This window comes from Rhodococcus sp. BH4 (assembly GCF_002079265.1).
GTDB lineage: Bacteria > Actinomycetota > Actinomycetes > Mycobacteriales > Mycobacteriaceae > Rhodococcus_F > Rhodococcus_F qingshengii.
This window is the reverse complement of sequence record NZ_CP014941.1, coordinates 2,313,646-2,339,883: the sequence shown is the minus strand read 5'-3', so window position 1 is coordinate 2,339,883 and position 26,238 is coordinate 2,313,646. Positions and strand designations below refer to the sequence as shown.

Annotated in this window: 24 protein-coding genes; 3 read left to right on the top strand and 21 right to left on the bottom strand. The window is 62.9% G+C overall.

Annotated features, from left to right (window positions below):
- Positions 1 to 3: 3 nt before the first annotated feature.
- Complete coding sequence (locus A0W34_RS10850) at positions 4 to 756, bottom strand: SOS response-associated peptidase (RefSeq protein WP_007731203.1); 753 nt, start codon at positions 754 to 756, stop codon at positions 4 to 6.
- Between the two features lie 49 nt (positions 757 to 805).
- Here A0W34_RS10850 and aroA point away from each other — a divergent pair, with 49 nt between their 5' ends.
- Together aroA and rsgA are read left to right on the top strand one after the other, a co-directional pair.
- Positions 806 to 2,119, top strand: a complete 1,314-nt coding sequence (aroA, locus tag A0W34_RS10845) for a 3-phosphoshikimate 1-carboxyvinyltransferase (RefSeq protein ID WP_081557667.1) — start codon at positions 806 to 808, stop codon at positions 2,117 to 2,119.
- Complete coding sequence (gene rsgA, locus A0W34_RS10840; RefSeq protein WP_007731200.1) at positions 2,068 to 3,105, top strand: ribosome small subunit-dependent GTPase A; 1,038 nt, start codon at positions 2,068 to 2,070, stop codon at positions 3,103 to 3,105. Before aroA ends, rsgA begins: the two co-directional genes overlap by 52 nt.
- Positions 3,106 to 3,203: 98 nt before the next feature.
- Here rsgA and A0W34_RS10835 read toward each other — a convergent pair whose 3' ends face one another.
- The 6 genes from A0W34_RS10835 to A0W34_RS10810 all read right to left on the bottom strand — a co-directional run bounded on the left by A0W34_RS10835 (position 3,204) and on the right by A0W34_RS10810 (position 9,434).
- Positions 3,204 to 4,445, bottom strand: coding sequence for a fatty acid desaturase family protein (locus A0W34_RS10835; RefSeq protein WP_003940700.1), 1,242 nt, complete (start codon positions 4,443 to 4,445; stop codon positions 3,204 to 3,206).
- Between the two features lie 138 nt (positions 4,446 to 4,583).
- A complete protein-coding gene (locus A0W34_RS10830) occupies positions 4,584 to 5,846 on the bottom strand; it encodes a fatty acid desaturase family protein (protein WP_003940901.1) in 1,263 nt (420 codons plus the stop codon).
- 24 nt (positions 5,847 to 5,870) lie between these two features.
- Positions 5,871 to 6,989, bottom strand: coding sequence for a ferredoxin reductase (locus A0W34_RS10825; protein WP_003940928.1), 1,119 nt, complete (start codon positions 6,987 to 6,989; stop codon positions 5,871 to 5,873).
- Between the two features lie 92 nt (positions 6,990 to 7,081).
- Positions 7,082 to 7,582, bottom strand: a complete 501-nt coding sequence (locus tag A0W34_RS10820; RefSeq protein ID WP_030535010.1) for a DUF6912 family protein — start codon at positions 7,580 to 7,582, stop codon at positions 7,082 to 7,084.
- A gap of 23 nt (positions 7,583 to 7,605) precedes the next feature.
- Entirely contained in the window at positions 7,606 to 9,015 is a 1,410-nt protein-coding gene (locus tag A0W34_RS10815) for a WS/DGAT/MGAT family O-acyltransferase (RefSeq protein ID WP_007731194.1), read from the bottom strand.
- Positions 9,009 to 9,434 carry an HAD-IA family hydrolase gene (locus tag A0W34_RS10810; RefSeq protein ID WP_081557666.1) on the bottom strand — a complete coding sequence of 142 codons (426 nt, stop codon included), beginning with the start codon at positions 9,432 to 9,434 and terminating at the stop codon, positions 9,009 to 9,011. The genes A0W34_RS10815 and A0W34_RS10810 overlap by 7 nt, the downstream gene beginning before the upstream one ends.
- A 130-nt stretch (positions 9,435 to 9,564) precedes the next feature.
- Between A0W34_RS10810 and A0W34_RS10805 the strand changes: the two genes are divergently transcribed.
- Complete coding sequence (locus tag A0W34_RS10805; RefSeq protein WP_232330014.1) at positions 9,565 to 10,083, top strand: Rv3235 family protein; 519 nt, start codon at positions 9,565 to 9,567, stop codon at positions 10,081 to 10,083.
- 36 nt (positions 10,084 to 10,119) lie between these two features.
- On the opposite strand, the gene secA is transcribed toward A0W34_RS10805, so the two are convergent.
- The 14 genes from secA to A0W34_RS10735 all read right to left on the bottom strand — a co-directional run bounded on the left by secA (position 10,120) and on the right by A0W34_RS10735 (position 26,234).
- On the bottom strand, positions 10,120 to 12,963 hold the full coding sequence (gene secA, locus A0W34_RS10800) for a preprotein translocase subunit SecA (RefSeq protein ID WP_081557664.1): 2,844 nt from the start codon (positions 12,961 to 12,963) through the stop codon (positions 10,120 to 10,122).
- Between the two features lie 131 nt (positions 12,964 to 13,094).
- Positions 13,095 to 13,775: a ribosome hibernation-promoting factor, HPF/YfiA family gene (hpf, locus tag A0W34_RS10795; RefSeq protein ID WP_003940893.1), complete on the bottom strand. Its 681-nt coding sequence runs from the start codon at positions 13,773 to 13,775 to the stop codon at positions 13,095 to 13,097.
- A gap of 175 nt (positions 13,776 to 13,950) precedes the next feature.
- On the bottom strand, positions 13,951 to 14,682 hold the full coding sequence (locus tag A0W34_RS10790) for a ComF family protein (RefSeq protein ID WP_081558788.1): 732 nt from the start codon (positions 14,680 to 14,682) through the stop codon (positions 13,951 to 13,953).
- Positions 14,683 to 14,733: 51 nt separating this feature from the next.
- Positions 14,734 to 16,512 carry an MtrAB system accessory lipoprotein LpqB gene (gene lpqB / locus A0W34_RS10785; protein WP_081557663.1) on the bottom strand — a complete coding sequence of 593 codons (1,779 nt, stop codon included), beginning with the start codon at positions 16,510 to 16,512 and terminating at the stop codon, positions 14,734 to 14,736.
- Positions 16,509 to 18,248: an MtrAB system histidine kinase MtrB gene (gene mtrB, locus A0W34_RS10780; protein WP_081557662.1), complete on the bottom strand. Its 1,740-nt coding sequence runs from the start codon at positions 18,246 to 18,248 to the stop codon at positions 16,509 to 16,511. Before mtrB ends, lpqB begins: the two co-directional genes overlap by 4 nt.
- Positions 18,245 to 18,922, bottom strand: coding sequence for an MtrAB system response regulator MtrA (gene mtrA / locus A0W34_RS10775; RefSeq protein WP_003941013.1), 678 nt, complete (start codon positions 18,920 to 18,922; stop codon positions 18,245 to 18,247). The genes mtrB and mtrA overlap by 4 nt, the downstream gene beginning before the upstream one ends.
- A 116-nt stretch (positions 18,923 to 19,038) precedes the next feature.
- A complete protein-coding gene (locus A0W34_RS10770; RefSeq protein ID WP_007731190.1) occupies positions 19,039 to 19,680 on the bottom strand; it encodes a dTMP kinase in 642 nt (213 codons plus the stop codon).
- An 80-nt stretch (positions 19,681 to 19,760) separates the two neighbouring features.
- On the bottom strand, positions 19,761 to 21,239 hold the full coding sequence (gene ahcY, locus A0W34_RS10765) for an adenosylhomocysteinase (protein ID WP_003940766.1): 1,479 nt from the start codon (positions 21,237 to 21,239) through the stop codon (positions 19,761 to 19,763).
- Between the two features lie 60 nt (positions 21,240 to 21,299).
- The gene (locus tag A0W34_RS10760) at positions 21,300 to 21,941 is read right to left on the bottom strand and encodes a TetR family transcriptional regulator (protein WP_003941024.1); all 642 of its coding nucleotides are present in this window, start codon (positions 21,939 to 21,941) and stop codon (positions 21,300 to 21,302) included.
- Between the two features lie 48 nt (positions 21,942 to 21,989).
- A complete protein-coding gene (locus A0W34_RS10755; RefSeq protein WP_003940894.1) occupies positions 21,990 to 22,172 on the bottom strand; it encodes a rubredoxin in 183 nt (60 codons plus the stop codon).
- The gene (locus tag A0W34_RS10750) at positions 22,169 to 22,354 is read right to left on the bottom strand and encodes a rubredoxin (protein ID WP_003940827.1); all 186 of its coding nucleotides are present in this window, start codon (positions 22,352 to 22,354) and stop codon (positions 22,169 to 22,171) included. Before A0W34_RS10750 ends, A0W34_RS10755 begins: the two co-directional genes overlap by 4 nt.
- Positions 22,354 to 23,580: an alkane 1-monooxygenase gene (locus tag A0W34_RS10745; RefSeq protein WP_054781789.1), complete on the bottom strand. Its 1,227-nt coding sequence runs from the start codon at positions 23,578 to 23,580 to the stop codon at positions 22,354 to 22,356. The genes A0W34_RS10750 and A0W34_RS10745 overlap by 1 nt, the downstream gene beginning before the upstream one ends.
- A gap of 111 nt (positions 23,581 to 23,691) precedes the next feature.
- The gene (locus tag A0W34_RS10740; RefSeq protein ID WP_030535015.1) at positions 23,692 to 25,188 is read right to left on the bottom strand and encodes an amino acid permease; all 1,497 of its coding nucleotides are present in this window, start codon (positions 25,186 to 25,188) and stop codon (positions 23,692 to 23,694) included.
- Between the two features lie 86 nt (positions 25,189 to 25,274).
- Positions 25,275 to 26,234, bottom strand: a complete 960-nt coding sequence (locus A0W34_RS10735; protein ID WP_064688947.1) for a cation diffusion facilitator family transporter — start codon at positions 26,232 to 26,234, stop codon at positions 25,275 to 25,277.
- Between the last annotated feature and the right edge of the window lie 4 nt (positions 26,235 to 26,238).

The following is a 26,238-nucleotide window of genomic DNA, read 5'->3' as shown; positions in this document are numbered from 1 at the left end:
CTGCTAGAGCAGGCTGATCTGCTCGCCGGCACGGTCGACGTCCGGCTCGATCAACTCGTGCCCGTTGTTCTTGACACTGTTGACCAGCGGCCGGACTCGATCGACGTCGATCCGCTCGAAGAGGTCCGGTACCGGTTCGAGCAGAGCCGAATCGACGGTGTTGTCGGGATCGAGCCACGCCTCCCAGCGGTCACGAGGCAGGGCGAGGGGCATGCGGTCGTGAACCTGCTCGAGGTGACCGAGAGAGTCGACCGTGACGATCGAGCAGCTCAGAACGGGGCTCGCGTTCTCGACCCTCGGGTCCCGCCAGGCAGACCACACGCCCGCCATGAACAGCCGTGATCCGTCGTCGGGGTGCATGTAGTAAGGAATCTTCGCTGCCTTCTTCCCGCCGGTGGCCTCGGTCTGCCACTCGTACCACCCGTCCATGGGGACCAGGCAACGCTTGAACTTGAAGGCGGTCCGAAACGCCGGCTTCTCCGCCAGCGAGTCGGCGCGGGCGTTGAACAGGACCGGGCCTTTGCCCAGTTCCTTGGTCCACGACGGCACCAATCCCCACCGCATCCGCCGAATCCTCTTGGCCGGATCGCTGTCGGGGTTCTCCCGATCGTGGCGTTCGACGACGGTCAACACCTCGGTCGTGGGGGCCACGTTGTAATCGGCTTCGACGGGCGCCGAGTGGTCGGTCTCGTCGAGCGCGTCGAGTTCCACCGCCAGGGTGGCCGGGTCCGCTGTGGTCGCATACCTTCCGCACATGACACCCAGGGTGGCACGGTTTCGACCATTCCCCCACCGATGAGAGAAGATGGACCATGTGAGTCTGAGTCTGTGGAGCGCCCCGAGGGCCCAAGCACCCGTCGATGCAGTGGTGACGCTGCCCGGATCCAAGTCCATCACCAATCGAGCTCTGATTCTGGCCGCACTTGCGGATGGCCCGTCCACGATCACCGGTGCACTCCGCAGCCGTGACGCCGACCTGATGATCGCAGCTCTGCGTGACCTCGGCATCGGCGTCGCGGAAGCCGGTGATGCGACCACGCTTCGCATCACCCCTGGACCCCTGCGCGGCGGCGAGGTCGACTGCGGCCTGGCCGGCACCGTGATGCGCTTCCTGCCGCCACTCGCCGCGATGGCCGACGGCATCGTCCACTTCGACGGCGACGAGCAAGCACGCACACGACCGCTCGGCACCATCTTGGAAGCACTGCGCGGTCTCGGCGCTCGGATCGAGGGTGACGCACTCCCGTTCACCGTCACCGGAACCGGATCCCTACGCGGCGGGACGGTCACCATCGACGCATCCGGTTCGTCGCAGTTCGTCTCCGGTCTCCTGCTCTCGGCTACTGCGTTCGAAGAGGGTGTCACCGTTCACCACGACGGCAAGCCCGTCCCGTCCATGCCACACATCGACATGACCGTCGAGATGCTCCGCGAGGCCGGAGTTTCCGTGACGACGCCAGCCACGGGCGGTGACGCGGACACCTGGCGTGTGGCACCGGGGCCGGTGCGCGCCGTGGACTGGGCGATCGAACCCGATCTCTCCAACGCCACACCGTTCCTGGCCGCTGCCGCAGTGACCGGCGGAACCGTCAGCGTCCCGATGTGGCCGTCGTCGACGACGCAACCCGGCGACGCGATCCGCGGGATCCTCGCCTCGATGGGGGCCGACGTCACTCTCGCCGATGGTGTCCTGACCGTCCGCGGCCCGGAGAAACTGCGCGGCATCGACATCGACCTCCACGACGTGGGAGAGCTGACCCCCACCGTGGCGGCCCTGGCCGCTCTCGCCGAGGGCACCTCGCATCTACGAGGAATCGCGCACCTGCGCGGGCACGAGACAGACCGTCTCGCCGCCCTCGCCGACGAGATCAACAAACTCGGCGGCTCCGTCACCGAAACCGATGACGGCCTGACGATCGTTCCCGCGGAACTCCATGGCGGACAATGGCTCTCGTATGCCGACCACCGCATGGCAACAGCCGGCGCCATCATCGGCCTGGTCGTCGACGGTGTCGAGGTCGACGATGTCGGAACCACAGCCAAGACACTGCCGGGCTTCGAGAACATGTGGATCGACATGCTCGAGAGTTCGCCGGCGACACCGAAGGCAAGCTTCTGAGTCCGCGGCAGTACGACGAGTCCGACGTCCGGGTACGCCCCGGGCGCGGATCCCGCCCCCGTACGAAGACTCGGCCCGAACATCTCTCGGCCGAATCGGGGATGGTGGTGTCGAAGGATCGTGGCCGTTGGGGTTGCGTCCTCGGCGGCGATCCCGACCGGCTGATCGTCACGATGCGCGCCCGCGAACTTGGCCGAACCCCCATCGTCGTCGGCGATCAGGTGGACATAGTCGGCGATCTGTCGGGCAAAACCGACACCCTTGCGCGCATCGTCCGGGTCTCCGAGCGTTCGACGGTTCTGCGAAGGACCGCCGACGACACCGATCCCTTCGAACGCATCGTCGTCGCGAACGCGGAGCAGCTTCTCATCGTCGTGGCACTCGCCGATCCCCCACCGCGCACCGGCTTCGTCGAGCGCGCACTGGTCGCCGCCTACGTGGGTGGCCTGACGCCGATCGTCTGCCTGACCAAGAGCGACCTCGAACCGCCGGAGGAATTCGCGAGCACGTTCGCCGACCTCGACATCCAAGTGGTCGTCGCCGGTCGCGACGATCCCCTGGACGAACTGACGCAGATCCTCGAGCACAAGTTGACCGCCCTGATCGGACATTCCGGCGTCGGAAAGTCGACACTGGTCAATCGCCTTGTCCCCGATGCCAATCGAGCGGTCGGCATCGTATCCGGAGTCGGGAAGGGCCGGCACACGTCAACGCAATCGGTGGCACTCCCTCTCGCCGGTGGCGGCTGGGTGATCGACACCCCGGGCATCCGTTCGTTCGGTCTGGCGCACATCTCGCCCGAGAACGTAGTGGCGGCGTTCTCGGATCTCGCTGCGGCGATCGAGGATTGCCCGCGCGGATGCACGCACCTCGGACCGCCGGCAGATCCCGAATGCAAGCTCGACCTGTTGGAGGGCAAATCAGCTCGACGCGTCGTCGCTGTGCGACAACTGCTGGAAGCGATCAAGTCCAACGATCAGTACTGAGCGCCCCCGAGCGACGTTCCGGGCGAGAACAGCAAAGCGGCCCGACACCATCGAATGGTGTCGGGCCGCTTGCTGTCTACGGTCAGCGCAGTCGACGATCAGCGCAGGCCGAGGAGGCTGCGCAGCTTTCCGCTCTTGCGCTTACGTGCGATGGCGCTCTTGAGGCCACTGCGACGCCCGGTCACGGGATCGACAGTCGAGGTCAGTTCGCCGTCGAACATCCGCTCCGACGCCGTCTCGGGCGCATTGTCGACGGTGTCCTTGAGGTACTTGTTGGGCAGCGACAGCTTGGCGATGGTTCGCCAGGACTTGGCGTACTGCACGGCAAGCGGGCCGGTCGTGTACGGCAAGTCGTACTTGTCCGCGAGCTGACGCACCGTGACCGCGATGTCCTTGTAGCGGTTGCTGGGCAGATCGGGGAACAGGTGGTGCTCGATCTGGTAGCTCAGGTTGCCCGTCATGAAGTCCATGAGCGCGCTGCCCTCGATGTTGGCGCTGCCGAGCATCTGACGCAGGTACCACTGAGCCTGCGTTTCCTTGTCGATGTCTTCCTTGGTGAACTTCTCGGCACCGTCCGGGAAGTGGCCGCAGAAGATGACCGCGTTGGTCCACACGTTCCGCAGAGTGTTGGCGGTGAAGTTGGCCGACAATGTGCTCTTCCACGCCGGGCCGGTGATGGCCGGGTAGATGACGTAGTCGCGCAGGACCTGCTTGCCGATCTTCTCGCCGACCTCACGGAGCTTGCGCTGCGTCTCTTCCTTGTCGGCGCGGCCCTTGGCCACCTTGCCGAGCTCGAGGTGCTGAGCGGCGATGCCGTACTCGAAGAACAGCGCGAGCAGCGTGTTGTAGACCAGGTTGCCGGCGTTGAAGGGCTTCCAGCGCTGATCGCGGGTGACGCGGAGGAGTCCGTATCCGACGTCGTCGTCCATTCCGAGGACGTTGGTGTACTTGTGATGCAGGTAGTTGTGGGTCTGCTTCCAGTGCGCAGACGGGCCGGTGACGTCCCACTCCCACGAGGTGGAGTGGATCTCCGGGTCGTTCATCCAGTCCCACTGCCCGTGCATCACGTTGTGCCCGAGTTCCATGTTCTCGATGATCTTCGAGAGCGTCAGCAGGCCAACTCCGGCGAGCCACGCCGGACGACGACGGCTGGCGAAAAGCACTGCGCGGCCGCCGATTTCGAGCGAACGCTGCAGACGAATGACGTTGCGCACGTATCGCGCATCCTTCTCGCCGCGCGACTCCTCGATGTCGCGACGAATCGCGTCGAGTTCGCGGCCGAGCGCTTCGATGTCGGCGTCCGTGAGATGTGCGTATTCCTTGACATCTGCAATCGCCATGGAAAGCCTCCTAGCAGTGAGTTAGGCGCAAAGTAGTAAGTGCAGAACGATCATCGATTCGAATCGTTCAGATCAACTGCACCTACTGTAGCGTAACTTACGGCACCGTAGGTTAGGTTTTTCCCGATGTAACCTATATCACTTCCGGCGCTTCGGCATGCGGGAACGGGCCTGCGACTTGAGTGCGGTCAGCAAACCGAGACGCTTACCGGTGATCGGATCGGTACGAAGGTCCTCGACCATCGCCATGGCTGCGTCCCGGAATCCCGAGTCGCGGAACCGCAGTTCCGAAGACGTTTCCGGAGCATTGTCCGAGGTTGCGGTCAGCCACTTGTCCGGCAAAGCCAACTTGTGGATGGTGCGCAGAGCCAGAAGATACTGCTTGAAGAGCGAGCCGGTGGTGTACGGGAGATCGAACTTCTCGCACAATGCACGCATCTTCACAGCGATTTCGGGATAGCGGTTACTCGGCAGATCAGGAAACACGTGGTGCTCGATCTGGTAGCTCAGATTGCCGCTCATGAGTCCCATGAGCTTGCCGGAATTGAAGTTTGCACTACCGAGCATCTGGCGCAGGTACCACTCGTGACGAGTCTCCTGCTCGAATTCGGCAACAGTGAACTTCTCGGCACCGTCCGGGAAGTGGCCACAGAAGATGACGACGTACGCCCACAGGTTGCGCACGAGGTTCGCGGTCGCATTGGCCGACATGGTCGACTTCCACGCCGGACCCGTCAGCGCCGGGAACAAGATGAAGTCCTTGCCCACCTGACGAAATATCTTGCGCGCGAAGTCTTTGTTCGCCTGCGAGTTCAGCTGCCCCTTTTCCGCGCCCTCCAACTCGGCTGCCGCCGTGAGGTCGTGCAGCGCGATGCCCCACTCGAACGTGGCCGCCAAGATCACGTTGGCGATCGGCTGGAAGAGGTTGATCGGCTTCCACGGCTCGTCACGAGTCATACGCAGAATCCCGAAACCGAGATCCTCGTCCATACCGACGACGTTGGTGTACGTGTGGTGCTGGTAGTTGTGGGCGCGCTTCCAATGCTCGGAAGGACCGGTCTGATCCCACTCCCACGAGACGGAGTGAATCTCGGGATCGTTCATCCAGTCCCATTGCCCGTGCATGACGTTATGCCCGAGCTCCATGTTCTCGATGATCTTCGACAGGCTCAGCAGGGTCGTGCCGACCAACCATGCCGGTCGGTACCGACTGCCGAACAATGCGATACGCCCGCCGAGCTCCAACGCCCGCTGGACGCGAATGACGCGACGAATGTAGCGGGCGTCCCGGATCCCACGAGAGTCTTCGATGTCGAGTCGAATCTGATCGAGTTCACGTCCGAGAGCTTCGACATCGGCCTCGGTGAGGTGCGAAAACTCTTTGATATCGGTGATGGCCACCGTGGTCCTCCGTGTGCCTAGAAGCTATGCGTCCAGCGTACAGTCGCCGGCGGCGGCGGAGATGCACGTCTGGATGCGCTCGCCCTCCGCGTGCTGTTTCCCCGAGCGTAGATCGATCGCGTGGCCGGCAACGAGAGGTACGACACACGTCTGGCAGATGCCCATGCGGCAACCGAACGGCATCAAGGCACCGGACTGCTCGCCTGCCTCCAGAAGCGTCGTCGCACCGTCGACGGTGATCGTCTTACCCGACTTCTCGAACGTGACCGTGCCACCGTCGGCCGAAGCGTCGATGCGCGATACGGCGAACCGCTCCATGTGGAGTCGATCCTCGATGCCTTCCGCCTTCCAGACGTCTTCGAGCTCATCGAGCAACGGGAGGGGTCCGCACGCCCAGGTGTGGCGCTCGCGCCAGTCGGGGCAGACCGTGTCGAGAGAACTGAGTTTGAACTTTCCGTCACGTCGCGTGAGTTGAACGTGGCTCACGAAGTCCTCGTGCTCGGCGTGCAGTGCTGTGAGTTCGTCGGCGAACATCACGTCGGATTCCGTCGGAGCCGAGTGGATGTGCATGACGTCGGGCAATTGACCGCGCCGGTTCATCGTCCGCAACATGCCCATGACCGGAGTGATGCCACTGCCGGCAGTGATGAACAGGATCTTCTCCGGTGGCGGATCCGGCAACGCGAAGTTGCCCGAAGGCGTGGCCAGTCGAACGATGGTTCCCGACGGCACGGCCCCGCTGACGAGGTGGCTCGAGAGAAAGCCCTCGGGCATGGCCTTGACCGCGATGGAAATGCGCTTGTTCTCCCAGTTGGGAGGCGAGGTAAGTGAGTACGACCGCCAATGCCAACGGCCGTCGATATGCAGACCGATGCCGATGTACTGCCCTGGCTGGTAGTTGAAGTCGAATCCCCAACCCGGCTTGATGACGATGGTCGCCGAGTCCGTGGTCTCGGGCCGGACTTCGACGATCTGACCACGCAGCTCGCGCGCGGACCACAACGGATTCGCGAGGTGAAGATAGTCGTCGGGAAGCAATGGTGTGGTCAGCCGAGCCGCCGCACCGCGAAGCAGATTGAGCTTCGACCGCGCTGCCGGAACTACCGACGCTGCCGGTGCCTCGATCCAGTCCTTCAGACCCATCAGACCTCCACCTCTCACCTTCCGAACCCACTGCCTACGGTACCGTAGGTTATCAGGTTACGGTACCGTAGGTTACTTCACGGTAAGCACATTCACAGCAGGTCGAGCAAGAACGGCAACTCCTGCGCGGCGTACCACGCCAACTCGTGGTCCTCCGCGTCACCGAGCGTGAACTCGGCATCGGCGTCACCGAGATCCGCCGCGTCGACTATGCCAGCAGCGCGCTCGATGTCCGATTCTGCCTGTTCGAGGTCGACATGCACAGATGCAACCTGAGCCATCGTGACAGGACCCGCCAATCGGACTACCGAATCGTCGAGATCGGGCCGTAACTTCACATCGGCATCGTCGACGTCGGCGGCAACGACAGCACGCCGGAAGGTGACGTCACCCTCGGTTCCGGCGATCAGTCGCAGCGACGCACGCGCAGCCTCACCCATGGCGACCTCGGCCAACTCGTCGTCGTCCCCCGCCGCGTACGACTCACGCAGAGTCGGGGTGACCGCAAAAGCCGTCCGGCTCATAGGGTCGAACTCCTGATCTGCGACCAACTGCTGCAAAATCTCGACCGTCGCCGGTACGTACACCCTCATGAGACCACCTTCATGCTCGTTCGTCACCGACTCGCATCCGTCAATTCCTCGAGTGACTCGAAGATCAGCGAACGAACGACGTCGACGTCCGACATCGCGTCACGGTCGGCATTCAAACCGTAGTAGACATTTCCGTCGTACGACGTCAGGGCGATGCTGAGTGTCTGATTCTTGAGCAGTGGCGACACGGGATACATCTCGAGCATCCGAGCACCACCGAGGTAAAGCGGAAATTGCGGCCCTGGCGCATTGGTGATCATCAAGTTGAACATTCGCTGCGACAGACTACTGGCCGCGCGGGAGCTCATCGCATGCAGCGTCGCCGGCGCAAACCCGGACATTCGCACCATCGTCTGCGCGGTGACCCGCCGACCCTGACGCGCGAATGCCTCCGTCGCATGGGCCACGTGCGAGAGCCGAACCACCGCGTTGGGTTCACCGACAGGCAGGTCGATGAGGAACGAGGAAACATGTCCGGGCGCTTGCGGATCGTCGACGTCAGGACTCTCCGGGCCGTCGGTGTAGACCGACATGGGCACCATCGCTCGCACGATGGTCGCCTCGGTCACCGGTTCACCGCGCGAGAGCAACCAGTTCCGCATCGCACCTGCGATGACGGTCAGAATCACGTCGTTGATCTCGCACCCGTACCGCGCACGAATGCGTCGATAGTCCTCCAGAGACGTCTTGGCCACCGCAAGGCGTCGATTGCGCGAAATGGTGGCGTTGAGCGGGCTCGACGGGGCTACCTGCGTCGCCGTTCGAACCACTTCCGCGAGTTTCCCGAGTGCACTCACAGCCTCGGTGACGGACGTGGTCACGTCGTTGAACGCTGCACGCGCCCGTGCGATCCCCTCCCCCGGGCTCGTCACGAGATCCGCCAGTGCACTGACCAACAAGCTGGTATCGCTCGGCGGCCTGGCGGGCATCCACAATTCTTCGGGGCCTGGCGCTCGATTCTTCTCCGGATCGAAGATCACCTGACTGATCTCTGGAGCCGCCTCGCCGTCCACCAACGACGAATGAGACTTCGTGAAGATGGCAAATCTGTTTCTGGTCAGCCCCTCGACCAGGTACATCTCCCACAACGGCCTCGTGCTGTCGAGTGGTCTCGACGTCAGCCGCGCGATCAGATCCATCAGCTGTTCGTCGGAACCCGGTTTGGGCAGAGCAGATCGGCGAACGTGATAAGTGATGTCGAAATCCGAGTCGTCCACCCATACCGGGCGGGCCAGACCGAACGCCACCTCACGCACTCGCTGGCGGTAACGCGGAACCGATCCGAGCCGCTCTTCGACCAGTCGAAGCAATTCCTCGTGATCGATCCCGTTTCGCAGTTGCCTGAAGATCCCCAACGAGCCGACATGCATCGGCGTCGTCCCGGCTTCGAGGAAGTAGAAAGCGGCATCCTGAGTCGTCAGTCTGTTCACCATGGCTTCGTGTCCCCTCCTTCGCCGAGATCGAACAGAATCGACAACTCCTCGATGGTCGATTCCGAGCCGACGTGATGGACCCCGACCATCCCGACGGCCACCGCCGCCCGGACGTTGGTTTCGAGATCATCCACGAAAACGAAATCCTCCGGCTCGACGCCCAAACGACTCGCTGCCAACAGATAGATCTCGGCGTCGGGCTTTGCCATCTCGACATCACCGGACAAGATCACGTCGTCGACCAAGACCCCGTCGCCGAGATCCCGCAACCACTGAGCACTGGCGCCGCCGGGATCGTTGCTGACGATTCCCGTCACGATTCCGCGGGCCTTCACCGCGCGCACGACCGCGCTCAAGCCGTCGAGATCCGATCCCGGACCGAACAGCACGCCACCGACATCCAACAGAAGTCCCCGCACGCCATCACCCTAAGTCGCGATGGTGATCACGGCGACATCTCGAGCGATTCGTGTCATGCTTCTCACCATCGCTCGGGGGAGCGAAGTCCGAGACAGCTGTCTCGGACGCAGGATCATCCGGGGGGATGTCATGGAGCAGGACTGCAAGATCGTTCTCGAGCCGGCGCCGCAATTCGAGCCTCACCCGCATACCGTCGTGCTGTCTCAGCCACAGTGCCGGCCAGACCGAACGCAGTGCCGAACAGACCGGATGCTGCGTCGCCCGCGAAAGACGCCACACAACGGAACGTCGCCCAGTACCGGGTTCACTCACGCTCCGGAACCGCGGCTGGTAGGTGCCGACATCTTCTGGAACCGATCACTACGTCTGGTTCTCGAAACCGTCGACCGACGACGAAATCCACGGCAACTCAAGGGCGTGTTGACGCCGTCCGTCCTGGAAGTTGTTGCGAGACTTTACACTTCGGATTTCTCGGCCCGGAAGCTGGGCGGCGCGGCCGTTCACCGCACCCACGTTCAAGCAGTGTCGGAGAGTACCGCCGAAGTCTGTGCGACGTACACACGAGGCACGCAGACTTTTGCCGTCGCAGGCCGGATCGACCACACAGACGAAACAGGCTGGACGGTCACCGCACTACACGTGGTGTGACCGTCCAGCCTGCCGAGTACTGACTGCGCTAATACCTCAGCGCTTGCGCTTGGACTTCGGAGCTCGATTGCTCTTCGACTGCGTCCGTGCGGCTTCACGACGTTCGCGACGAGAGGCGGCACCGTCGCCGGCGTCGGCAGCCGAGTCACGTGTTGCCTTTGCCTTGCCGTCCTCGTCCGGGCCGGTGTACGTCAGACGCGACGGACCTTCGTCGTCAAGTCCCTTGGCGCGCAACGCCGTCGGGGCGGCAGTTCCGGCTGTCCTGGCCGCAGCCTCCTGCGTGGGGAGCGGCTTGGGCGCCGTGGCGGACGCCGCGGCGGCAGAGCCCGCGGTGACGGAAATTCCACTTGCGGGCTGCGCCGGAGCTGCCTCGACCTGCAGGTTGAAGAGGAATCCGACGGACTCTTCCTTCAATCCGTCGAGCATGCCGATGAACATGTCGTAACCCTCGCGCTGGTACTCGACCAGCGGATCGCGCTGGGCCATCGCACGCAGACCGATTCCCTCCTTGAGGTAATCCATCTCGTAGAGATGCTCACGCCACTTACGGTCCAGGACCGAGAGGAAGACACGACGCTCGAGTTCACGCATACCGTTTTCGCCGGCGATCGCATCGATCTCGGCTTCGCGCTTCTTGTACGCCGCGTGGGCGTCTTCGAGCAAAGCGGTTCGCAGGTCGTCACGGCTCAGGTCACTGTTGATGCCTGCGCCGTCCTCCCCTGCCAACGTCTTGTGATCGATGCCGACCGGGTACAGCGTCTTCAGCGCAGTCCACAGCTGCTCGAGATCCCAGTCCTCGACGTATCCCTCGGCGGTGGCACCGTCGACGTAGGCGGTGACCACGTCAGTGATCATCTGCTCGACCTGGCCTTCCATGTCCTCACCCTCGAGGATCTGGCGGCGCTCCTTGTAGATGACCGTTCGCTGCTGGTTCATGACCTCGTCGTACTTGAGGACATTCTTGCGAATTTCGAAGTTCTGCTGCTCCACCTGGGTCTGAGCGCTCTTGATGGCCTTCGAGACCATTTTGGCTTCGATCGGGACGTCGTCGGGCAGGTTCAGGCGCGTCATGATCGACTCGAGTGCCGAACCGTTGAAACGGCGCATGAGCTCGTCACCGAGCGAGAGGTAGAACCGCGATTCGCCGGGATCACCCTGACGTCCGGAACGACCACGCAACTGGTTGTCGATTCGGCGCGATTCGTGACGCTCGGTGCCCAGGACGTACAGGCCGCCGGCATCGCGGACCTTCTCGGCGTCTGCCTTGACCTCAGCCTTGACCTCGTCCAGGACTGCGTCCCAAGCTGCCTCGTACTCGTCCGGCGTCGTGACCGGGTCGAGGCCCTTCTTGCGCAGCGCGATGTCCGCGATGATGTCCGGGTTACCACCGAGCACGACGTCGGTACCGCGGCCGGCCATGTTGGTCGCGACGGTGACCGCGCCGGAGCGACCGGCCTCGGCGATGATGGTCGCTTCCTTCTCGTGGAACTTGGCGTTGAGGACGTTGTGGGCAACGCCGCGCTTGGTGAACTGCTTGGACAGGTACTCCGAGCGCTCGACGCTGGTGGTACCGATCAGGACGGGCTGGCCGTTCTCGTGGCGCTCGACGACGTCGTCGACCACCGCGTCGAACTTGGCTTCCTCGGTCTTGTAGATGAGGTCACCGTTGTCGACTCGGACCATCGGACGGTTGGTCGGGATCGGGATCACACCGAGCGTGTAAGTCTGGTGAAGCTCGGCAGCTTCCGTCTCGGCGGTACCCGTCATGCCCGACAACTTGTCGTACAGACGGAAGTAGTTCTGCAGGGTGATGGTGGCAAGGGTCTGGTTCTCCGCCTTGATCTCCACCTTCTCCTTGGCCTCGATCGCCTGGTGCATGCCCTCGTTGTAGCGGCGGCCGACCAGCACGCGGCCGGTGAACTCGTCGACGATGATGACCTCACCGTCGCGGACGATGTAGTCCTTGTCCTTGGTGTAGAGCTCCTTGGCCTTGATCGCGTTGTTCAAGTAGCTCACCAGCGGCGAATTCGCGGCTTCGTACAGGTTGTCGATACCGAGCTGGTCCTCGACCAGTTCGACGCCCGCCTCGTGCACACCGATGGTGCGCTTGCGGATGTCGACCTCGTAGTGAACGTCCTTCTTCAGCAGCGGCGCGATGCGCGCGAACTCGCTGTACCACTTGCTGGAGCCGTCGGCCGGGCCCGAGATGATGAGCGGGGTTCGGGCTTCGTCGATGAGGATCGAGTCGACCTCGTCCACGATGGCAAACGCATGGCCACGCTGGACCAGGTCGTCCAGCGAGTGCGTCATGTTGTCGCGCAGGTAGTCGAAGCCGAACTCGTTGTTGGTGCCGTACGTGATGTCGGCTGCGTAGGCGACGCGGCGCTCGGCCGGCGTCATGCCCGAGAGAATCACACTGGTCTCGAGGCCGAGGGCGCGGTGAACGCGGCCCATCCACTCGGAGTCGCGCTTGGCAAGGTAGTCGTTGGTGGTGACCACGTGGACGCCGTCACCCGCGATCGCGTTGAGATAAGCCGGAAGAACCGACGTCAGAGTCTTGCCCTCACCGGTCTTCATCTCGGCGACGTTGCCGAAGTGCAGGGCCGCGCCACCCATGATCTGCACGTGGAAGTGCTTCTGATTGATCACGCGCCACGACGTCTCACGGGCCACGGAGAAAGCCTCGGGCAGCAACTCGTCGAGAGTTTCCCCGGCGGCATAGCGCTCACGGAACTCGGTGGTCTTGGCTTTGAGTTCCTCGTCTGTCAGGCCTTCGACATCGGGCGACAGAGATTCCACATGCTCGGCGATGTGCTTGAGCCGCTTGACCATGCGACCTTCACCAACACGGAGCAGCTTCGATAGCGACAGCGACGGCACAGTCTTCTTCGTCCTCAATCTTCGGCGACAGGGGGTCACACACTGAAAATCCGGCCGGGGTCCGAAAACTCCGGCCGGATTCCATGGTAGGCGCTACCGGCGGCGAGCGAGCAAACCCACCACCGATTGGGTCATGTCAGGCGGATCAATCCGTAGTCGAAAGCGTGACGACGGTAGACGACGGACGGCTTGTCCGACTCCTTGTCATGGAAGAGAAAGAAGTCGTGTCCGACCAGTTCCATCTCGTAGAGAGCGTCGTCGATGGTCATCGGCTCGGCCGGGTGATCCTTCGTGCGGACCACGCGTCCCGGGCCGTCGTACTCGTCCGGCTCTTGACCGTTCAGCGAAATGTCCGGTGTGACTCCGAGTGAGTCTGCGTCGACGAGGGAGGCGGTTGCCTCCGCGACGGACACCGGTCGCTTGTCGCCGTAATGGACCTTCTTGCGGTCCTTGGTTCGACGGAGGCGACTCTCGAGCTTGTCGATCACCGATTCGAAGGCGGCGTAGAAGCTGTCTGCGGACGCTTCGGCTCGGGCCACCGGGCCTTTACCTCGAGCGGTGATCTCGACGCGCTGGCAACTCTTGGCCTGTCGTCGGTTGCGTTCATGTTGGAGTTCCACGTCGAAGTGGAATATGGAGGGGTCGAAGTGTTCGAGTCGCGCCAGCTTTTCCGAAACGTAGATTCGGAAGTGATCGGGGATCTCGACATTTCGTCCCTTGACTACGACGTCGGATCTCGGAGCTGCGGCATTCTCGGAACGCTCGATGGTGGCGTCCTCGATGAAAAACGAGGCTTGCGAAGGGGTCGTCACTCGTACCTCCCAATTACGGCCCCGCCCCACGGTGGGCGGCGGCAAATTCTGCAAGTACCGAGAGGGGATCCGCCCGGCACCAGTATCGAAGTACCACCTCCTACCAGTATTTTCGGGTGTGCCGCCGACGCTAGTACGTAACGCGCGCGAGTGCCACTGTTCCAACGAAATTCATCTAAGCCCCTGCAAGGACAAGCACGAGAGTTGTCCGAATCCCACTGAGCGAGAGGGCCCGAACCGACTCTGCCGCAGTCGCTCCCGTGGTGAGGACGTCGTCGAGCAGGACGATGTCACTGTCCCCGGCAATCGAAGAGATCGCAGTGGTGTCGAGAGACACATGACCGTTCACGTTGGTCACCCGGTCGGCCGCGGACAGTCCCACCGAGTCACGTACACCTCGCGTCATCCGGAGAATCGGACAGACACGTACCGGACGACCCGCGACAGAACCAATTTCCCGCTTTCCGCGCATACTTTCGGCTATCCGGCGAACCGGATCACCCCCGCGAGATCGCGCCGCTCGGGCGCGCGTGGGAGCCGGCACCAGCACGATCGGCGGACGACCCCCGCTGCCGAGCTCGCCCCACCGTTCCAGAGTGGCCAACGCGTCGGCCACAGCGATCCCCAGAGGCATCGCGAGGTCCCGACGACCCCGTTCCTTCATCTCGATCACACTGCGCCGCCTGGGGCCGTCGTAGCGGCCGAGTGCCCAGACGGGCACGCCCGGATCCACGCGCGGACTCAGTTGAAGCGGATGATCGCGCAGCAGTTCCGCGCACTCACCGCACCACAGAGTCCCCGAGCGGCCACACCCACCACACTCGCGTGGCAACAGCAGGTCGAGCAGACCGGCACCGAATTTCTTGTCCCCCATGGCCAAATCATGAACCTGAGCACCGACATGCATCAGAGCGCAGACATTCACCAGAGCGCAGACATTCACCAGAGCGCAGAGGCGTCAGCCAGGCAGAACCGGAATCGCCTTCTGTCCGGTCAGCACGGTCACCTCACGCCAGCGGCGATCCCCGGCGGGGTCGTTGTTGTTCAGTTGGAACACCGCACGCGCGTCGGCGACGTACTCGGTGGTCGGCGATGCATCCACGGAGGTGACGGGAGCGGTCAGGTTTCCACTCGGCAGCGCGTCCATTCGTGAGCCGTCGATCGCGACCTGGACGACCGGTATGTCGGCTCCACTGCGCGCGATCACGATGGTGTCGCTGTTGCTCCAGTCGAGTGAGAGCGCGGTACTGCCCAAGCCGGACGCCACTGCGCGTGGACTCGTCAGGGCGTAGACCCCGCTGGCGGTGCGCACGACCACAGCCAGGTAGACCTTGCCGTCGATGATCATCGCCGCTCGCACGCCGTCCCGCGACAGACGCAGTTCCGAGATCGTGGAACCGACCGACGTCAGGGCCCCGACGTCGACGTTGGTGACCGACACCCGGCCGGTGCCTGGTTCACGGACGACCCGAACGACGGTATTGCCGTTCACAGTCGTCCAGACCGCGTTGTTGTCCAGCTCCCACGAGGGTCTGGTGATGGCGCTGCCTTCGAGTACCGGAACGGACCCTTCGCCGTATGTCCCGAGCGACAAGTCGAATCTTGTGCCGGGATCCGGCCGAGCGGTGTCCGCGACGGCTGCCACCAACTTGCCGTCCCGTGAGAGAGCAGCCGCCGTGAGGTTGCCCGCATTGCCCGCGAAACCGGGCACCGGAGTCGCCTCTTGCTCGGTGACACTCACCAGTGAACCGTTGCGCAGTGCATGCAGTCCGACGGTTGCACTCGTGGTGGCCAGTGGGTTGGTGGATGCGACGTCGGCGGTGGTCCAGCCGTCGGCATGAGCCGCGTCCAGCGGTTCGCCGTCGATCTCCAGAACGTACGGCCCTGCCACATCGGCGTTGGCGAGCGTCCAAATGACCTGTGCTGCAAACAAACCGCGAGTAGCAGCATCCATCGGGTTGTCAAGGCGGAAGTTGATGCGCACACCACCGAGACCGACTCCGACCTGTCCCGGCTTACCGTCGGCCTTGGTGATCGGACCGATCACCGACACGCCATTGCCCAGTTCGTTTCGCACAGCCGGCGCCAGCGCTGCCTTCGGTCCGTCGATCATCAGACCGATCAGCTGAGCCGCCACCTGGTCCTGCCCGCCGGAGATCCAGCGAAGATCGGGGACGACCGTCTGGCTGGTGGGGTCGAGGAAGAACAACGACTTCCGCTGGTAAGCGCCGAGGAACTGCGGACGCTCCATGATCACGCCGGGAGGCAGATCACTGATCCGCCATTCGCCGTCGGTCAACGCCAGGGTCATCCTCGCTTCGAAGCTGCCCTCTTCGGGAACGTACAGTCCTCCCGGGTCGAGGCGACCGACCTTGTTCACACGAATCGTGTAGACGGCTTCGGTGCTGGTTCGAGAAACCGAGAGCACATCGACCTTGTCGACGATGACAGCACTTGCCGCATCGTCCCAACGCGCCGACGCGTCCTTGGTCAGGTACTGACGGGCTGCGGCGTGCCGGTTAGACGGATCGGTACTCGCCTTGACGAAGTCACGTACCAGCAGGTCCGGCTCTCGCCCCGATGCCGGTGATTCGACGGAGGTTCCGGGCACGGCTGTCGCCAGAGTTCCGATTGCTTGTGGCGACGAGGACTCCGGCAAACTCGCGCATGCACCGGTCAGCAACAGAACGCTCAGGGTTGTTGCGAGAAGTCCCAGACGACGGCGGGTTCCGATCATGATCGATCCCCACCGTTGGACTCGTTCCGTGAGTCAGTTTCGCGCGGAGTCGGCAGGGACGATGTGACCTCGCCGACGGTATCGGCGACGATGTCGGCTTCGCTCGGCGTGCGGACGAATTTGGTGGTCGTCGGCTTGAGTGGCAGCGGACTCGACACGACTTTCTTGCCACGGGTGCGCGAGAGCGTCAGCCGGAAGCAGGCTCCGACTCCCGGTTCGCCCCAGGCCTCGAGCTTGCCGTCGTGCAGATTCGCGTCTTCGACACTGATCGCGAGGCCGAGTCCGGTGCCGCCACTGCGGCGCACGCGGGACGGGTCCGATCGCCAGAACCGGTTGAAGACCAACTTCTCCTCGCCCGGACGCAACCCGACGCCACTGTCGCGGACGATGAAGGCGAGGGCATTGTCGTCGGCGCGAAGGCGAAGCAGAATCGGCTTCCCCTCACCGTGGTCGATGGCGTTGGCAAGGAGATTTCGCAGGATGCATTCGACGCGGCGCGGATCGACATCTGCCATGACCGGCTCGTCGGGCATGTCCACGATCAGTTCGGTGCCGGATTCGCGGGCGAGATGGCGAACCGTGGAAACCGCCGCTCGCGCACACATACGGACGTCGAGTTGTTCGGACGCAAGTTCCGCGACACCGGCGTCGTGACGGGAGATCTCGAGGAGGTCCGCCAGTAGCCCTTCGAACCTGTCCAGTTCGGCGACAAGCAGTTCCGACGACCGACGCAGCATCGGGTCGAGGTTCTCGCTGCCGTCGTAGATCAGGTCGGCGGCCATCCGGACCGTGGTCAGAGGTGTGCGGAGTTCATGGCTGACATCGGAGGTGAAGCGTTTCTGGAGACTGCCGAACTCCTCCAGCTGGGTGATCTGTTTGGACAGACTCTCGGCCATCTCGTTGAAGGACATGGCCAGGCGCGCCATGTCGTCCTCGCCGCGGACCGGCATTCGTTCCTTGAGTCGGCCGTCTGCGAAACGCACTGCGATTCGTGAGGCCGATCGGATGGGAAGCACGACCTGTCTGGCAACCAACAGCGAAATCGCCGCCAAGAGCACCAGCAACACAGCTCCACCGATCAGCAGGGTGCTTCGAACAAGAGACAGACTTCGGTCTTCGCTGGCGAGCGGGAAGATCAGATACAGCTCGAGTCCCGATATCGACGACGCGGTGGGGCTACCGATGATCAGCGCGGGTCCGGAGTAACCGTTCGGGTTGGACACCGTCGCGAATTGGTAACTGATCTGGCCGCGTTTGACGAACTCGCGAAGGTTGTCGGGGATCTGATCGACCGGTCCCGAACTCGTCGGCTGGCGCGGCCCGTCCCCTGGCACGATGAGCACCGGGTCGAAGGTGCCGGCCGACCCGGAGGCCTGGCCCGAGGTCTGGTTTCGACGGCTGGTCAGTCCGGATGCAGCGCTTTCCAATTGAACGTTGAGCGCCGTCGAATCGTCGACGCCCGCGAGTTGGTCTTCGACGATGCCGCGGGCTCGGTCCATTTCCTCGGTCGCCGCGGTGATCTTCGTTTCCAACAGCCGATCGGTGATCTGGCTGGTCAGCACGACACCGAGAATGACGATGACGATCAAGGACAACGTCAAAGTCGAGACGACCACTCGCAATTGGAGCGAGCGTCGCCACGTGTGCGCGAGGGTGTTGCTCATCGAGTGACACCACCGCAGAAATGGCGTCAGCCGTCGGTTGAGACGACGACGCCACCTGGAAACTCCGCTCACGGCGGTCCGGCCTTGTAGCCGACCCCCCTGACCGTCAGAACCACTTCGGGATTCTCGGGATCAGTTTCGACCTTGGCGCGCAAACGCTGAACGTGCACGTTCACCAGGCGGGTGTCGGCGGCGTGGCGGTATCCCCACACCTGCTCGAGGAGGACTTCACGGGTGAACACCTGGCGCGGCTTGCGCGCCAATGCGACCAGCAGGTCGAATTCGAGTGGTGTGAGCGAGATCTGCTCGCTGCCGCGGCTGACCTTGTGTGCCGGAACGTCGATCACGATGTCGGCGATGCTCAGCAGTTCGGCCGGCTCCTCTTCCGTACGGCGCAGGCGAGCACGCACCCGCGCCACCAGCTCCTTCGGCTTGAACGGCTTCATGATGTAGTCGTCCGCGCCGGATTCGAGGCCGAGTACGACGTCGACGGTGTCGGTCTTGGCCGTCAACATCACGATGGGCACGCCGGAATCCGCACGCAGAACTCGGCATACGTCGATCCCGTTCATTCCGGGAAGCATGAGATCGAGCAGGACGAGGTCGGGCCGGGTCTCACGCACTGCCGCGAGCGCCAGGGTTCCGTCGCCTACCACGTAGGGATCGAAACCCTCACCACGCAGCACGATCGTGAGCATCTCGGCGAGTGCCGTGTCGTCGTCGACAACCAGAATCCTTGGTTTCATATCCCTATCGTTGCATCTCGGAGCGATGAATCAGACCGTTACGAGGCCGTGCGGCGTGCCGCGTCTTTCCCTCTACTGTGCCGGAAAGTTCGAATCCCGGCCGCAAGGGTGACCGATCACGCGAAATCCGCGAGCCTGCGCGCCAGTTCGCCCGGGTCCGTCTCCGGCCCCACGATCCACCAGGGCGAGACCCAGTCCGTCGCTGCCAACTGCTTGTAAAGCTCACCGGTTCTGGCCTGCAGGCCGCCGTCGCGCTCGTAGGCGTCGAGCTGACGCGACGCGTCCTCGGCCTCACGCGAGCGGGCACGCTGCTCGGCCAGAGCTACCGGCACGTCGAGGTACAACTGCAGATCGGGAGCGGGAAGAGCGAGTCGACCCAACTCCAATTCACGGACCCAGGCGACCATCTCGCCGTCCACGCCCTGATGCGCGCGCGCCGCGTTGTAGGCGGCGTTGGACGCCACGTAGCGGTCGAGGAGAACAATGTCGTTGGCGGACAACAGGTCCGAGATCCGATCCGCCGCACCCGCGCGGTCCAGGGCGAACAGGACTGCCATCGCGTTCACGGATTCAGCCAGGTCTCCGTGCGATCCTTTGAGTGCCTCGGCAGCAAGATCTGCGTGGATCGACTTCCCGTACCGCGGAAAATCCAGAGTCGCGATCGACGTGCCGCCGCGGCGGAGTTCGCTCTCCACTTTGCCGATCAACGTTCGCTTTCCAGCGCCGTCGAGGCCTTCCAATGCCACCAGTGTTCCCACGGCGGACAAGCCTATCCCCCGGCTTGCTTGCGCAGACCGGGGGACGGCGGACGCTACATCCTCAGCGACGAATCACCGGGTCAGTAGCGGTAGTGCTCGGGCTTGTACGGGCCTTCGACGTCGACGCCGATGTACTCTGCCTGATCCTTCGTGAGCTTGGTCAGCGTGCCACCGAGTGCCTCGACGTGGATCTTGGCGACCTTCTCGTCGAGGTGCTTCGGGAGGCGGTAGACCTCGTTGTCGTACTCGTCCGGCTTCGTCCACAGTTCGATCTGCGCGATGACCTGGTTGGAGAAGCTGTTGCTCATCACGAACGACGGGTGGCCCGTCGCGTTGCCGAGGTTGAGCAGGCGGCCTTCGGACAGCACGATGATCGAGTGGCCGTCGGCGAACGTGAACTCGTCGACCTGCGGCTTGATGTTGATCCGCGTGACGTCGCCGGACTTCTCGAGGCCGGCCATGTCGATCTCGTTGTCGAAGTGACCGATGTTGCCCAGGATGGCCTGATGCTTCATGGCCTTCATGTGCTCGAACGTGATGATGTCCTTGTTACCGGTGGACGTGATCACGATGTCGGCCCAGCCGATGGCCTGCTCGACTGTCTTGACCTCGAAGCCGTCCATGAGCGCCTGCAGGGCGTTGATGGGGTCGACCTCGGTGACCGCGACGCGAGCGCCCTGGCCGCGAAGTGCCTCGGCACAACCCTTGCCGACGTCTCCGTAACCGCAGACCAGCGCAGCCTTGCCGCCGATCAGAACGTCGGTGCCGCGGTTGATGCCGTCGAGCAGCGAGTGGCGCGTGCCGTACTTGTTGTCGAACTTGCTCTTGGTGACCGAGTCGTTGACGTTGATAGCGGGGAACGTGAGTTCACCGGCAGCGGCAACCTGGTACAGGCGCAGAACGCCCGTCGTGGTCTCCTCGGTGACGCCCTGGACGGACTCGGCGATTGCCGTCCACTTGCCCTTGTCGGACTCGAGGGACTGACGCAGAAGTGCAAGGAAGACCTTGTACTCGTCGGAATCCTGGTCGTCGTCCGTCGGCGGGACGACGCCGGCCTTCTCGAACTGTGCGCCCTTGAGCACCAGCATGGTGGCGTCGCCGCCATCGTCGAGAATCATGTTGGCAGGCTCACCCGGCCAGGTCAGCATCTGCTCGGCTGCCCACCAGTACTCTTCGAGGGTTTCACCCTTCCAGGCGAAAACCGGAACGCCCTTGGGCTCTTCCGGGGTGCCGTGCGGACCGACGACGATGGCGGCGGCAGCGTGATCCTGCGTGGAGAAGATGTTGCATGAAGCCCAGCGGACCTCGGCGCCGAGCGCGGTCAGCGTCTCGATCAGCACCGCGGTCTGAATGGTCATGTGCAGCGAGCCGGAAACGCGAGCGCCCTTGAGCGGCAACACCTCTGCGTATTCGCGACGAAGCGCCATGAGGCCGGGCATCTCGTGCTCTGCCAGACGGATTTCCTTGCGACCGAACTCCGCGAGCGAAAGATCTGCAACTTTGAAGTCGATGCCGTTACGGCTCTCGGCCACGGGCGTTGTTGAAACTGAGGTCGTCATCTGCCTCTCCTGGTTGACGTGCATACTCTGCACAAGCCTATCGGTGTACCAGGCTATCGGTTAGACGCCCTCTCCCGCCCGCCCCTCTACTGCGCGGCCCTCGCGCGCCACGTCGATGAACGGCCCGAGCAGTATGCCCAGATCCTCCGCCACCGAAGCCTCGGACTCCGGCGGCATCGAAATGTAGCTCAGCCCGAGACGCGCAATCGCCCTGGCCAGAATTCCGGCGTCGGCGGGTGACGCCTGAATCCACCCTCGCTGGAAACTCTCCGCAAGCCGCGACGACGCGCGCTCGATGATGACCGCACTGTCGGTGGTGATCAGGCGAAGCAGGTCCGGCTTGGCCTCACCGGTGAGCAGAGAGATCACCAACGGGTCGGTTGCACTGGAGGCGAAAAACGATCCGAAACCCGCCGTCAATGCCTCGACTGCACGTCCGTCGTTCGCCACCATGGCCTCGTCCACCGCGTCGACGAAGCCGTCAGCAAGGCGAAGCGCGTACGCCTCGGCAAGCCCTTGCCTCGAGCCGAACTCGTTGTAGAGCGTCTGACGACTCACACCGGCATGCTTGGCCAGAACCGTCAGCGTCACCTCGGACCAGTCGCGCTCGGTCAACAACTCACGCATCGAATCGAGCACCGACGTACGCAGCAGCAGGCGCGACGCTTCTTTCTGCGGCAGACGAGTGGGCGTCGAAGTCATGGTGACGACACTACCGCCGCACCTAGGTCCGTTCGACGCCGACGCATCTCACCGTCGTTCGACCTCAACCATGAAGAAGTCGCTCTTCGCCGCCCCGCAGTCCGGGCAACTCCAGTCTTCGGGAATGTCGTCCCAGCGAGTGCCCGGTTCGATACCGTCCTCCGGCCAGCCGACCGCCTCGTCGTACTCGAAGCCGCATTGCGCGCACTGATACAGCTTGTAGTCGTTCATGATTCACTCCCCGCCGTTGCCGGCATCGGCTCGAAGTCCAGCTTTTCCCTCACGCCGCAGTCCGGACAGCACCAGTCGTCCGGCACGGCATCCCACGGCGTGCCCGCCGGAAACCCTTCTCGTGGTGCACCCTTCGATTCGTCGTAGACGTATTCACACACCGGGCATCGATAGCTGCTCATCACGCTGCTCCGTACCGAGCAAGGATGCGATCACGCTTGGACGGCTGAACGTTGACGCGGGTGATGTCGCCGCCGTAGTGCGCAAGGACTTTGGGATCCATCACTTTTCGCCACAGCGGTGGAACGTAGGCGAGGATGATCATGCTCGCGTACCCACTGGGCAGGTTGGGCGCACCGTCCATGCTTCGAAGCGTCTGATAACGACGCGTCGGGTTCGCGTGATGATCGCTGTGACGCTGGAGGTGATACAGGAAGATGTTGGTGCAGATGTGATCACTGTTCCAACTGTGCTCCGGTGCTGCACGCTCGTACCGCCCGCTGTCCAGACGACGACGCTTCAGTCCGTAATGTTCGAGGTAGTTGACGGTTTCGAGCAGACAGAATCCGAACACGGCCTGCAGCACCAGGAACGGCAGTACCGAGAGGCCGAAGACGGCGACGAGGACACCGAACAGTACGACGGACATCAACCACGAATGCAGGACGTCGTTGCGAATTGTCCACGGCTTCTTACCCAGTCGATCGAGTCTGGCCTTTTCCAGGGACCACGACGAGCGCAGAGATCCCCACACACTGCGCGGCAGGAAGGTCCAGAAGCTCTCACCGAAGCGAGACGACGCCGGATCCTCGGGCGTGGCGACGCGCACGTGGTGTCCACGATTGTGCTCGATGTAGAAGTGGCCGTAAAACGACTGCGCCAGAGTGATCTTCGACAACCAGCGTTCGAGATCGTCCTTCTTGTGACCGAGCTCGTGTGCGGTGTTGATCCCGATTCCTGCGACACAACCGATACTGATCGCCAGACCGATCTTGGAGATCAGCCCAAGTCCCCCGTCGATTCCGAGCCAGGACAGATCGGTCGCCGACCAGAGGTAGCAGGCCAGGACCAGGCTGACCAACTGGAACGGTATGTAGATGTAGGTGCAATACCGGTAGTACTTGTCGTTCTCGAGGCGCTCCATCACTTCGTCCGGCGGATTCTCGCCGTCCGGGCCGAAGAAGACGTCGAGGATCGGGAGCAGGATGTAGACGAGAAGCGGCCCGATCCACCACCACACCGGCGAGACCGCATTCCATCCGAGACTGTTGAACAACGCGACCAATCCGACGGCGATGAAGACCGCCGTCGGCGGCACGAGGCCGAGCAGCCAGAGGTATCTCTTCTTGTCACGCCACTGCTCGGGCGGGAGCGTCTGGCCGGATTGCGAGTCCACGTGCGTCGACACGGTCTACCTCCTCGATTCGGACCGACCCGAAAACTGTGAGTCAGTTCACTATGAGGTAGACAGTACTACTGATTTTGTACAAGTGATAGACAAATCATAAACTTTGTACATCTACTCGATTTCGCCGCGTTCACGCTTCCCGATCATCGAATGCTGTCTGCTGTAGGCAAAATAGATGACAACGCCGAGGGCCATCCAGACCACGAACCTCATCCAGGTCTCCACCGACAGGTTGAACATCAGCCACAGACACGCGAGGACGGCCAGAATCGGGACCAGCGGGACCAGCGGCACCCTGAATCCGCGAGGTAGGTCGGGACGCGTCCGACGGAGCACGAGAACCCCGATCGAGACGAGAACAAAAGCGAACAGTGTGCCGATGTTGACCATTTCCTCGAGGGTGCCGATCGGAAAAACGCCGGCGAGCACCGCGACCACGACGCCGACCAAGATCGTGATCCGCACAGGGGTTCCGTGCTTGCCGGTCGGTGCCAGGCGTCGTGGCATCAGACCGTCGCGTGCCATCGCGAAGAGCACCCTGGTCTGCCCGAGCATCAGCACCATCACCACTGTCGTGAGACCGGCCAAAGCGCCGAACGAGATGACGTTTTTCGCCCACGTGATGTCGTGGAAAGCGAATGCCGTTGCCAGGTTGGAGGTATCGCCCTCGAGCTCGGTGTATTTCACCATCCCCGTCAGCACCAGTGTCACCGCCACGTACAGAACCGTGACGATCAGGAGAGAACCCAGGATGCCGCGTGGCAGCGCCTTCTGCGGCTCCTTCGCCTCCTCCGCCGTCGTGGCGACGACATCGAAGCCGATGAACGCGAAGAACACCAGACTGGCTGCCGCGAGCAATCCGTACCACCCGAACGTGCTGCCACCGGCCCCGGTCACGTACGAGAACAACGACTGGTGGATGCCCTCGCCCGTCGAGCCCGGCTCCGACGGCGGAATGTACGGCGAGTAGTTGTCGGTGTCGATGTAGAACAGACCGACGATGATCACCAGCAACACCACCGCGACCTTGATCGCCGTGATCACCAGTGACACCCTCGACGAGAGTTTTGTGCCGGTCGCGAGCAGGATCGTGATGACAGCGATCACCAGCACCGCACCCCAGTCGAAGGATATCGGCCCCAACTCGACGATCGGGCTGCGTGAGCCCATCACTTCGCCGAGGTACAGCGACCAGCCTTTGGCGACCACCGAAGACGCCAAGGCGAATTCGAGGATGAGATCCCAGCCGATGATCCAGGCGACGAATTCGCCGAACGTCGCGTACGAGAACGTGTACGCGCTACCGGCAACCGGGACCGTCGACGCGAATTCGGCGTAACACAGCGCTGCCAGTCCGCAGGCGATGGCGGCAATGACGAACGCGAGCGAGACCGACGGCCCGGCGACATTTCCCGCCGTCCGAGCCGTGAGTGTGAAGATGCCCGCACCGATGACGACTGCGACACCGAACACCGTGAGATCCCACGAGTTCAGTTCTTTCCGGAGTTTGGTTTCCGGCTCGTCGGTGTCCTTGATGGACTGCTCGATCGATTTGGTTCGAAACAGCTTCGACCGTCCAGATCCGGCCTGCTCGTCCTTGACAGCCATTGCCGCCTCCTTGCTGGGGACCAGCAGGTCCCACCATGGGCAAGTAGAGAGATGGCATCAGCCTAAGCCTGCAGGCGCAGCTTTGTTCAGGGTTTGTCGGGAGCCTGTAGATCTGTTTCAGGGCGATCTCCTGCGCTGAGACGATCCAGGTCCGGCTCGAGGTAGATCACCCGCGCCGCAGGCACTGCAGCGCGCACGCGAGACTCGGCCTCGTCGATCGCCGTCGCCACGTCCGAGATCGTCGATCCGATCGGCACCGCAACCTTGGCAGCAACAAGGATCTCCTCGGGACCGAGGTACTGCGTCTTGCAATGAATGACGCGTTCGATACGAGTTCCGTCGACCAGGGCGTTGAGGATCAGTTCGGTCTCCACCGCCGTTGCGCCCTCACCGATCAGCAGCGACTGCATTTCGATGATCAGAATGACCGCGATGATGCCGAGCAGGACACCGATGCACAGAGTTCCGATGCCGTCGAAGACCGGATTTCCGGTCACCATCGTGAGACCGACGCCGCCGAGTGCAAGGACGAGACCGATCAATGCGCCGGTGTCCTCGAGCAGCACAACCGGGAGTTCCGGGCTACGAGAGGTTCGGATGAAGTTCCACCACGACGCATTTCCCTTGAGCGGTCGTGATTCCTTCGCTGCGGTCCGGAAGCTGTAGCCCTCCAGGCAGATCGCGATGAACAGGATCGCGATTGCCACGAAAGCCGAATTGAGTTCTTCCGGATGCTGAATCTTGTGAATGCCCTCGTAAATCGCGAACAGCGAACCGAGGGTGAAGAGCACCAGTGCAACGACGAACGAATAGAAGTATCGGTTGCGCCCGTAGCCGAACGGGTGCAGTTGATCCGCGTCACGTTCTGCCTTCTTCTGCCCCAGGAGCAGCAAACCCTGATTGGACGTGTCGGCCACCGAGTGCACCGATTCGGCGAGCATCGACGACGATCCGGTGATCAAGAATCCGGCGAACTTGGCTACGGCAATTCCGGCATTGGCTCCGAGGGCCGCCAGAATTGCCTTCTTGCCACCATGAGCCGACACAATG

Coding starts and splice junctions, on each gene's coding strand:
- A0W34_RS10850 (WP_007731203.1), bottom strand. CDS start 756: ATGTGCGGAAGGTATGCGACCACAGCGGACCCGGCCACCCTGGCGGTG.
- A0W34_RS10750 (WP_003940827.1), bottom strand. CDS start 22,354: ATGAGCAGCTATCGATGCCCGGTGTGTGAATACGTCTACGACGAATCG.
- A0W34_RS10755 (WP_003940894.1), bottom strand. CDS start 22,172: ATGAACGACTACAAGCTGTATCAGTGCGCGCAATGCGGCTTCGAGTAC.
- aroA (WP_081557667.1), top strand. CDS start 806: ATGGACCATGTGAGTCTGAGTCTGTGGAGCGCCCCGAGGGCCCAAGCA.
- lpqB (WP_081557663.1), bottom strand. CDS start 16,512: ATGATCGGAACCCGCCGTCGTCTGGGACTTCTCGCAACAACCCTGAGC.
- A0W34_RS10790 (WP_081558788.1), bottom strand. CDS start 14,682: ATGCATGTCGGTGCTCAGGTTCATGATTTGGCCATGGGGGACAAGAAA.
- A0W34_RS10740 (WP_030535015.1), bottom strand. CDS start 25,188: ATGGCTGTCAAGGACGAGCAGGCCGGATCTGGACGGTCGAAGCTGTTT.
- A0W34_RS10820 (WP_030535010.1), bottom strand. CDS start 7,582: ATGAGGGTGTACGTACCGGCGACGGTCGAGATTTTGCAGCAGTTGGTC.
- A0W34_RS10760 (WP_003941024.1), bottom strand. CDS start 21,941: ATGACTTCGACGCCCACTCGTCTGCCGCAGAAAGAAGCGTCGCGCCTG.
- A0W34_RS10825 (WP_003940928.1), bottom strand. CDS start 6,989: ATGGGTCTGAAGGACTGGATCGAGGCACCGGCAGCGTCGGTAGTTCCG.
- A0W34_RS10805 (WP_232330014.1), top strand. CDS start 9,565: ATGGAGCAGGACTGCAAGATCGTTCTCGAGCCGGCGCCGCAATTCGAG.
- mtrA (WP_003941013.1), bottom strand. CDS start 18,922: ATGAAACCAAGGATTCTGGTTGTCGACGACGACACGGCACTCGCCGAG.
- ahcY (WP_003940766.1), bottom strand. CDS start 21,239: ATGACGACCTCAGTTTCAACAACGCCCGTGGCCGAGAGCCGTAACGGC.
- A0W34_RS10835 (WP_003940700.1), bottom strand. CDS start 4,445: ATGGCGATTGCAGATGTCAAGGAATACGCACATCTCACGGACGCCGAC.
- A0W34_RS10815 (WP_007731194.1), bottom strand. CDS start 9,015: ATGGTGAACAGACTGACGACTCAGGATGCCGCTTTCTACTTCCTCGAA.